The following is a 7,619-nucleotide window of genomic DNA, read 5'->3' as shown; positions in this document are numbered from 1 at the left end:
AACGCCTTCGCCATCACCTTCAGCGACCGCTTCCCAGCCGCTGAAACCTACTAACCAAGATCGCCGGAAACACCGTTAGCGAGACAGCCCCGCTCACCGTTCGGGCCGAGGGTGAACAGGGGCATGGAGGCGAAGCGGTGCTCCGGGTCGAGCGCGTCGGCCCGGATGTCACCGGTACCGACGCGCACGATCTCGATGCCGGCCCGCTGCGCGATGCCACTCAGGCGGTCCAGATGCCGGTAGACCGCTGCCGGCTCCCAGGCGGTGTCCGCGAGTCCGCCGTGAGTTCGGGAATTCTGAAGGGCTCGTTTGGCGAACTGAGGAGTGTGTTCGACATTGGGCGGGCGGTTGTGCGTCGGGTTCGCGGGAGCTGGCGGCCGAGATCCAGCCACGTGAGCGGCTTGGTCGACAGGTTGAGAGTGTTGATGGGCGGGTCGAGTTGAATGGCTCTGGTGGTCTTGCACTGATTCCTCATTTTCTGGGCATGCAAAAGCGCCCCTGCCGGGTAGCAGAGGCGCTTGGCACTGGATGGTGATGGGCTAGGTGTTCTCTGTTCGGCTCTGGAGCTTCAGGGCGGCGAGGGAACCAGGAAAGTTCTGCGGACTCGGTCCCGCAGGGGTTTGCCTATGTGGTGCGTCGATCGCGTTGACACTTCCTGGCGGCCAGTTGAGATGTCCCGGTGTCCGCGTATGCACGCGAGGCATCACTTCGTGACCGACGCTCCGCAGATCAGTCGATGCCTGCTGACGCCCTGCCGGCCACCGATGGATGCCCGTCCGCGGCACCGCCGGGTGTGTGCCGGAACTGACTTCGGTGGTGCACGGCGGCCCGACGACGGCGTGGGTTTGTGCGAAGGTGGGCCGTATGGGCTTCTTCGATCGCCAGGTAGCGGCACCGGACGTCGAGCCAGAACCGTTCAGACCGCCCCGTCCCGCCTGGATGAAACCCGAGGACGTGATCCCCGGTGTCGTGGCCGAAAACCATCTGCTGGTCCACACCGACCGCGCGGCGGTCGCGATCAGCGGCTTGCTCGCTTACCCCACAGGCTTGGAGTTCAGCGTGACTGCGGTTCTGCGTACGCCGGACCACCGGGCCGATCTTTCGCACCACCACCGGATCGGGTATTGGGCGGGTACGCCCTTGCCGGCCGAGTTCCTCCGGGTCGGTGTGCTTTTCGCCGACGGGAGCAGCGTCACCAACATGGACCGGCACGCGTTCACACCGCTGGACACCGAGCCACCTGGTCCGTTGTTGTTTCCGGGCAGCGCCGAGTCGGACGCCCGACGGCACGTGGCCCACTACTGGGTCTGGCCGCTACCGCCGGCCGGGCCGGTGGCCTTCGTCTGCGAGTGGCCGGCGTATGACATCCCCGAGTCGCGGGTGCAGGTCAATGCCCAGGTGATTCTCGACGCCGCCGCGCGGGCGGTCCGGCTCTGGCCCGACACCGACGAGACGACCAATAATCCGCACCCAAACCTGTCGACACCGCCTGATCACCTTCGGGGGTAGCCAGGTTGTGGGATGGTCAGGCCTCTGCTGTTGCCTCCGGCTGGTGTCCGCAGGTCGGGCAGGCGTTGCCGCGTACTCGTCGGCGTATGGTCCGGTGTCGGGAAGCTTGTCCAGCGAGGGCTGCCGTTAGCAGCGCCGCGCCGGCCAGCATGATCGAACCGGTCGTGGCGGCGAGTGCCGCCGGAGTAGGCCCGCCGCCGTGGCTGCCCCAGATTCCCTGGCTGAGCTGGTTGGCGCCGAACAGGCCGGCCGGTGTGGCGAGGAGCAGGGTCGCCCAGAGGCCGGCGTCGTCGGCTCGCAGGGCGCGGCCGATGCCGACGAGTAGGACCAGTGCGAACATCAGCCCACCGGCCATCGCCAACAGCTCGGGAGTCGAGCTGTACGAGGTGAGCATATTTCCGCCGTTCTCAGCGGCGCTGAATGCCACGGACACGGCTGCTACACAGCCGGCCGTGAGCAGCGGCAGGCTACGTGCTACCCAGCCGGGGTGGGAGGGCAGCGCGAGGGTGGCCAGGCCAAGCGCGACGGCGGGAAGCAGCACGAACAGCGGCGGCCGGGGTTGTCCGATGAGAGCAGCAACGAGTGGCACGGCGACAGTCAGCAGGAGACCACCGGCCGCGGCGGTGCGGGTCCAGGCCCCGGGTAGCGCCGTGGCGGTGAGGCCGACGACCAGCCAGCCCAGCCAGATGGCAGCGCCGAGGGTCTGGAACGGACCAACCGGGTCTAGCCTGGCGAAGTGGGGGTCTTCGAATTCGACCTGCAGGAGCAGGAAGGTCGCGACCGCGACGAGGGTGTTCAGCGCGGCGGTCGCGGCTAGGGGGAAGGCCGCGGCCAGCCCGGAGGCGCCGTACCCGCGCAGTCTCTCCCGGAGCCCGGCACCGAGGAGGTCGAGGGCGTCGTGTGGGGAGGGCCAGCGTCGCCCTGGTCTGACCGTGTCGAGGTACGTTCCGACGATCTCGTCGCCCCGCTCGGCCTGGTAGTCACCCGGGTAGGCCCGCAGCAGTCGCCGGTAGCGGGACTCCAGCGGTGATCCGGCCTGCTCCGGCGCGGGGTTGGGCTGGTTCATGCCAGGCCTCCGGTCGGTCGAAGGGTGGGGCGGGCGACCGCCCCCGGGAGGTTGACAGGGGAGCGTGAGGTGCCGCCGGCGGCGGGGATGCCTGCGGGCCGAATCCGTAGCCGCTGGCTGGCGGCCTCGACGTTGCGGCGCAGCCGTTCGGTCTCCGCGGTGAGCACGGATCGGCCCGTTTCGGTGAGCCGGTAGTAGCGGCGTAGCCGCCCCTCGACGACCTCCTCGTGGTCCCGCTCGACCAGCCCCTCGTCGGTGAGGCGATCAAGCGCGCCGTAGAGGGTGCCGGGTCGCAGTGCCAGCCGACCGCCGGAGAGCGCGGCGACGTCGCTGATGATGCCGTAACCGTGCATGGGCTCCCGCGCAAGCGCGGTAAGAATCAGGAAGGTGGGCTCCCGAAGCGGCGTGGGCGTGGCCATGGCCTCAATATACCGGTGATGAAGCTATATCGGTGGCCAGGCGGTGAGAAACGCCGCCCAGTCCTAGCTTGCAGGGGATGGAGATCCTCTGTGCTGGTCGTCGGAGAGGTTGCCCAGCTCCGGTTACAGCCTGAAGCTCCTGATTTCAGATGCTGATCTGGCCGGGGCCGACGATGGCGCGTAGCCAGTTGATGAAGGTGGTCCAGCCGCCGGTGAGCAGGGCGAGTCCGATGGTGATGAGCAGTAGTCCGCCGATGCGGGTTATCCATTGGTGGTGACGCCGTACGGTGGCGGTCAGCGTCAGGACGCGGCGTAGGCCGAGGCCGACGCCGACGAAGGGCAGTCCGAGGCCGAGGCAGTAGGCGGTGGCGAGCACGGCGGCGCGGCCGGTGGTGCCGTCGGTGACGGCAAGGGCCAGTACCGCGCCGAGGGTGGGTGAGACGCACGGGGTCCAGGACAGCCCGAATGTGGCGCCGAGTAGAGGGGCGCCGGCCAGGCCGGCGGCGGGTAGCCGGTTGATGCGGGCTTGGCGTTGCAGGGCGGGGATGAGTCCGAGGTAGCCGGTGCCGAGGACGATGACGATGGCTCCGGCGATCATTTCGATGGTGCGGGCGTTGACCAGCAGTGTCCGGCCGATGGCGGTGAATGCGATGGTGATGGTGACGAACACAATGGTGAACCCTGCGATGAAGCCGGCGGTGCCGAGCAGGACCTGGCGTCGGGCCGCTGAGGGGGACTTGGTGCCGGTCGCCTTGGCGGTGGCGACGGTGCCGGCGGACGCTGAGCCGGGGTCCGTCGGTGCGGTGTCGCGTTGATGGGCTGCGCGGAGGTCGTCGCCAGCGAGGCCGGTGACGTAGGAGAGGTAGCCAGGCACCAGGGGTAGCACGCACGGTGACAGGAAGCTGACCAGCCCGGCGGTGGCGGCGACCAGGACGGCGAGCAGCAGCGGGCCGGTCGCGGCAATGTCGGCGAGGGTGGATCCCACTGTTGTCAGATTTTCTCGGCGGCGAGGTCCGTGACGACAGGTTCAAGTTCCGTTCGCACCAGTGCTTTGCGGAACACCACGGCCACGCGGCCTGTGCGGTCGAGCAGAACGGTCGCCGGGAGGAAGGACGCTTGCACGTGGTTGAACCCCATCGCGACCCGGCCGGCGGGATCGAACAGGCTCGGGTAGCCGACCCGGCCTTGCACAAACGCGGTCGCGGCGTCTTTGCTGTCGCGGGTGTTGATGCCCAGGAACGTCACACCATCGTTCCTGGTGGCTTGGTAGACGGCTTCGAGGTCGTCGGTTTCGGCGCGGCAGGGGGCGCACCACGAGGCCCAGAAGTTGATGACGACGACCTTGTCGGTCCGGGTAGCGGGGTCGAAGGTGGTGCCGTCGAGCAGCTCACCGCCGAGCGTGGGTGCGTCGGGTCGCTGCCCTACCGGATAGACGGTCTTCGGCGTCAGCGGGCCAGTGTCACGGGTGTCGGCTGCGGCCGGTGGTTCGGTGCCGTCGCCGCATCCGGTCAGTGCGGTAACGGCGACCACGGTCGCGCCGGCCAGTACGGAACGTCTCCGCACGGGATTCCCCCTTCGTCGTGGTCGTTCTCGCCATCGTTACGCCGCGTGCCGTGATGACGGTACAGCCGCCGAGGCGACGGTCACTGCGGGTTTACTGCTTGTCCGAGCCGCCGCGCGTCGCGCGCCAGGAACCACCAGCCTGCGGTCGCCGGGGGCTTCTCTGGAGTGCGGCCTGACCATATGCGGCGTCGCCGGCAGGAACAGTGCACCCGAGCGCGATCTTGCGGATTTGGGCCACGCTGAACGGGGCTGGAGCTGTGCAGGGAAGGCTCGTACGCTGCTCGCGTGCGCGCACTCGTCCCTACCGGCAATCAGATGGACCTCGGCAACCTGCCCGAGTACTGGAGGGTACTCGCCGCGGAGTTTCGGGAGCTGGAGAGCCTGCCGTCGCTGGACGACAGGCGCCTGCTGTCCGTCCGTGCCTTCGATGAGGCTCAGGTAGCCGGACCGCGAACATACATGGCGGTGATCAAGTACCTGGGGGTGGCCAGGGACAACCACGAGGCGCTCCTCGCGCTGTTCAAGCACCACGGCGCTACGCTGTGGGCGCCGTGGAGCCTGTTGCGGCCGACCTTCGAGGCAGCATTCCTCGCCGCCTGGATCCTCGACCCCGACGTGGGGCGGGTGCGGCGCATCCGGGGACTGCGCTCGGAGGTCCAGGACTTCTACGAGCAGCGCAAGCACCGCAGGGCTTTCAAAGCGCTGCCCGAACTGCGGACGTTGATCGAGGACAGCGAGCGCGGTGAGGAGCAGAACTCGCTGAAGACCTACCGCGCGGAGGCGGCCCAGCTCGGGGAGCCGTTCGACAAGATCCATCAGAGGATTGTCGTGACCAACGAGCTGCCGAAGCTGAGCTTCGTTAGCGGGCAGGCGGACTTCGCGGCGTTCCTGGAAGGCACCTGGCGCCTGCTGTCCGGCTTTGAGCACGGCTACAGCTGGGCGCTGCTGCGCGGTACTCATCGAGGCGCCGAGGCCGAGATCCCGGGTGGTGCGAGCGTGCACCTGGTGATCGACGACGACGAGTTCGTCATCGCGGCGAAGACGACGTACTTCCTTCTAGTGTCGGCGTGCCGGCTGTTGAAGAGGCGGCACCTGCAGCCGGATGGTCGGTGAGCAGCCGGCGGGCGGCGTCGGCGTAGCGCATGGCGGTGCGGTCGCCGATACCGAACAGGACAGCCAGGTGCAGGGCGTCCGGGCCGTGGCTCAGCGCCTCTTCGAGTTGCCGATCCATGCTGATCTGCTTGAACGTGACACCGAGCCCCCGTAGGGGCTTTTCCAGCCACCCTTCGCTGACCGACCGAAGATCGTGGCCGGTCTGCTCGCTGAGGAACAAGTGCTGGTTCAGCGTGTGCGGCCAGCGCCGCTGCCGTGCGACCAGGTGCCGGTCGAGCAGTTCGGCGGTGAGGTCATCGAGCGGCCGGGTGTGGCCATTGATGGTGATCCGACGGTGTGATCGGTCGATGTCCTCGAGTTTCAGCCGTCGCACGGCGATGGGTCGGGCTGCGTGGATTGCCGCCAGCGCCAGGGCAAGTCGATGCGCCGGGGTGGTGCATGCCTGCACCGCTCGGGTCAGGGTGTCAGCGGGCAGCGGCATCGGCAGCCGGTGTCCGACGTTGCCGGCGCTGAAGTGCGTGGTGGGGTCGCGAAAGATGCGCCCGGCGTTCTTGCACCAGCGGAACAAGGAGCGCAAACCGACCAGGTGGCGCTTGCGGGGTAGGCCGGTCATCCCGTCGAGGTGCTCGCGGACGTCGTCGCGGGTGACCTGCCGGAGATGCGCATACCTTGCCGACCACGTAATGAGGGCGGGCATGGCTGCGGCGAGGTAGTCCCGGACGGTGCCCACAGCCCGGGGTGTGGTGCGCGTTCCTCCGTGGCGCAGGGTGTTGAACCAGGCTTCGACATCCTCGGCGATGCCCGGTGTCAGGACTGTGAGCCTGCCGGCGAGCCAGGCGTCGACGGTGTCGGCGCGATCGTCGTCGAGCAGGCCGAGGTGATCGATGACCTCGGCGGTGCGCGAGACGTTGTAGCCCAGCCGGTCGACGTGGCCGATCTCGGTGTAGCTGAGCCGGTCACCGGGCGCGTGGGCGGACAGCAGGACGACGAGAGCATCGTCGACCTCGTCGGCAAGGTGGTGCGACCAGCCGCGCGCCTCGCCCAAGTCGCGCGCCGCCATCCGCGCGTGGATCAGTGTTCTGTTGTCCGGGTTGGCGTGGGCGCGCCGGTCGAACCGCGTGAAGTCGCGCCGGCACGAGAACAACGCGAGCTGCCCGGGGATCTGCCAGGTGACCGGCTGGCCTGCCGATCGCACAGCCGACGGCTGGGCGGCCGTCGTGGCCTGTAGTTCGTTGGACGTGCCGAAGCCGGTGAGAAACAGCTGCCAGTGGGTGAAGGTCATGCCGGCCGGGATCGGTCCGCGGATGCGTTTTTGGCCGAGGTGCTGGATCGCCTCGGCGCGACACAGCTTGCAGTGCCCGTGTAGCAGGCGGACCCGGCGGGCGCAGCCGCGGCAGGGCCCGACGTACCAGCCGCTGCGTCCGCGGCAGGAGGGGCAGACGCTGTTGCCGTAGAGGTCGCCCCAGGCCAGGCAGTGACGGCAGCTGCCGAGCAGCCCCCGTCGCTGCGATCTCATATCGGTGGCAGGCTTCGCCCGGACCGCGGTCGCGGGGTGATCCCGGATTCGCCAACGGCCCGGGTCTGGTCCTGCTCACCGTCCTGCCGGGTCTGGGCCTGCACCGGCTCGGGCTTGAGGAGGTCGGAGATGCTGCAATGCAGTACCGCGCAGATGACGTCGAGGTCGGACAGCTTGAGACTGATCGGCTGCCCGGACCACAGGTTCGACATCTTCCCGGCGCTGATTACCAGGCCGTGCTCGGCGAGTAGCCGTTGCATCTCACTGGCCTTCCAGATGCCGGCGTTGGCGGCGGTCAGTCGCAGGTTCCACTTCATGACAGGAGTCCTTCCCACCGTTCGGTGGGCTTCCCCCTGAGATGTGGACACCCTGAGACTGGATGTTGGTCCAGAGGAAGGGGTGTCCCCGTTGGGGCGTCCATCGAAGTACACAG

The 7,619-nt window shown here is 68.3% G+C and carries 9 protein-coding genes; 2 read left to right on the top strand and 7 right to left on the bottom strand.

The window, feature by feature from the left end:
• Window positions 1-50 precede the first annotated feature (50 nt).
• On the bottom strand, window positions 51-392 hold the full coding sequence (locus V6U77_RS29310) for a hypothetical protein (RefSeq protein WP_334609986.1): 342 nt from the start codon (window positions 390-392) through the stop codon (window positions 51-53).
• Between the two features lie 472 nt (window positions 393-864).
• Between V6U77_RS29310 and V6U77_RS29305 the strand changes: the two genes are divergently transcribed.
• The gene (locus tag V6U77_RS29305; RefSeq protein WP_334609985.1) at window positions 865-1,509 is read left to right on the top strand and encodes a hypothetical protein; all 645 of its coding nucleotides are present in this window, start codon (window positions 865-867) and stop codon (window positions 1,507-1,509) included.
• Window positions 1,510-1,525: 16 nt separating this feature from the next.
• Here the strand turns inward: V6U77_RS29305 and V6U77_RS29300 are convergent, their stop codons facing one another.
• From V6U77_RS29300 to V6U77_RS29285, 4 genes are all read right to left on the bottom strand, one after another.
• Window positions 1,526-2,575 (bottom strand): GlsB/YeaQ/YmgE family stress response membrane protein, encoded by a 1,050-nt coding sequence (locus tag V6U77_RS29300; protein ID WP_334609984.1) that lies wholly within the window; start codon window positions 2,573-2,575, stop codon window positions 1,526-1,528.
• On the bottom strand, window positions 2,572-2,994 hold the full coding sequence (locus V6U77_RS29295) for a PadR family transcriptional regulator (protein WP_334609983.1): 423 nt from the start codon (window positions 2,992-2,994) through the stop codon (window positions 2,572-2,574). The genes V6U77_RS29300 and V6U77_RS29295 overlap by 4 nt, the downstream gene beginning before the upstream one ends.
• 145 nt (window positions 2,995-3,139) lie before the next feature.
• The gene (locus V6U77_RS29290) at window positions 3,140-3,979 is read right to left on the bottom strand and encodes a cytochrome c biogenesis CcdA family protein (RefSeq protein ID WP_334609982.1); all 840 of its coding nucleotides are present in this window, start codon (window positions 3,977-3,979) and stop codon (window positions 3,140-3,142) included.
• A 5-nt stretch (window positions 3,980-3,984) separates the two neighbouring features.
• Window positions 3,985-4,557 carry a TlpA family protein disulfide reductase gene (locus tag V6U77_RS29285; protein WP_334609981.1) on the bottom strand — a complete coding sequence of 191 codons (573 nt, stop codon included), beginning with the start codon at window positions 4,555-4,557 and terminating at the stop codon, window positions 3,985-3,987.
• 285 nt (window positions 4,558-4,842) lie between these two features.
• Here V6U77_RS29285 and V6U77_RS29280 point away from each other — a divergent pair, with 285 nt between their 5' ends.
• The gene (locus tag V6U77_RS29280; protein WP_334609980.1) at window positions 4,843-5,670 is read left to right on the top strand and encodes a hypothetical protein; all 828 of its coding nucleotides are present in this window, start codon (window positions 4,843-4,845) and stop codon (window positions 5,668-5,670) included.
• Here V6U77_RS29280 and V6U77_RS29275 read toward each other — a convergent pair.
• Both V6U77_RS29275 and V6U77_RS29270 read right to left on the bottom strand, forming a co-directional pair.
• Window positions 5,585-6,952: an integrase gene (locus V6U77_RS29275; protein WP_334609979.1), complete on the bottom strand. Its 1,368-nt coding sequence runs from the start codon at window positions 6,950-6,952 to the stop codon at window positions 5,585-5,587. The genes V6U77_RS29280 and V6U77_RS29275 overlap by 86 nt on opposite strands.
• Before the next feature lie 230 nt (window positions 6,953-7,182).
• Window positions 7,183-7,503 carry a helix-turn-helix domain-containing protein gene (locus tag V6U77_RS29270; protein ID WP_334609978.1) on the bottom strand — a complete coding sequence of 107 codons (321 nt, stop codon included), beginning with the start codon at window positions 7,501-7,503 and terminating at the stop codon, window positions 7,183-7,185.
• Window positions 7,504-7,619: the final 116 nt, after the last annotated feature.

Source organism: Micromonospora sp. CPCC 205546, from assembly GCF_036902715.1.
Classification (GTDB): domain Bacteria; phylum Actinomycetota; class Actinomycetes; order Mycobacteriales; family Micromonosporaceae; genus Micromonospora.
The sequence above is the reverse complement of the archived record's forward strand: the minus strand, read 5'-3'. Positions and strand labels throughout refer to the sequence as shown.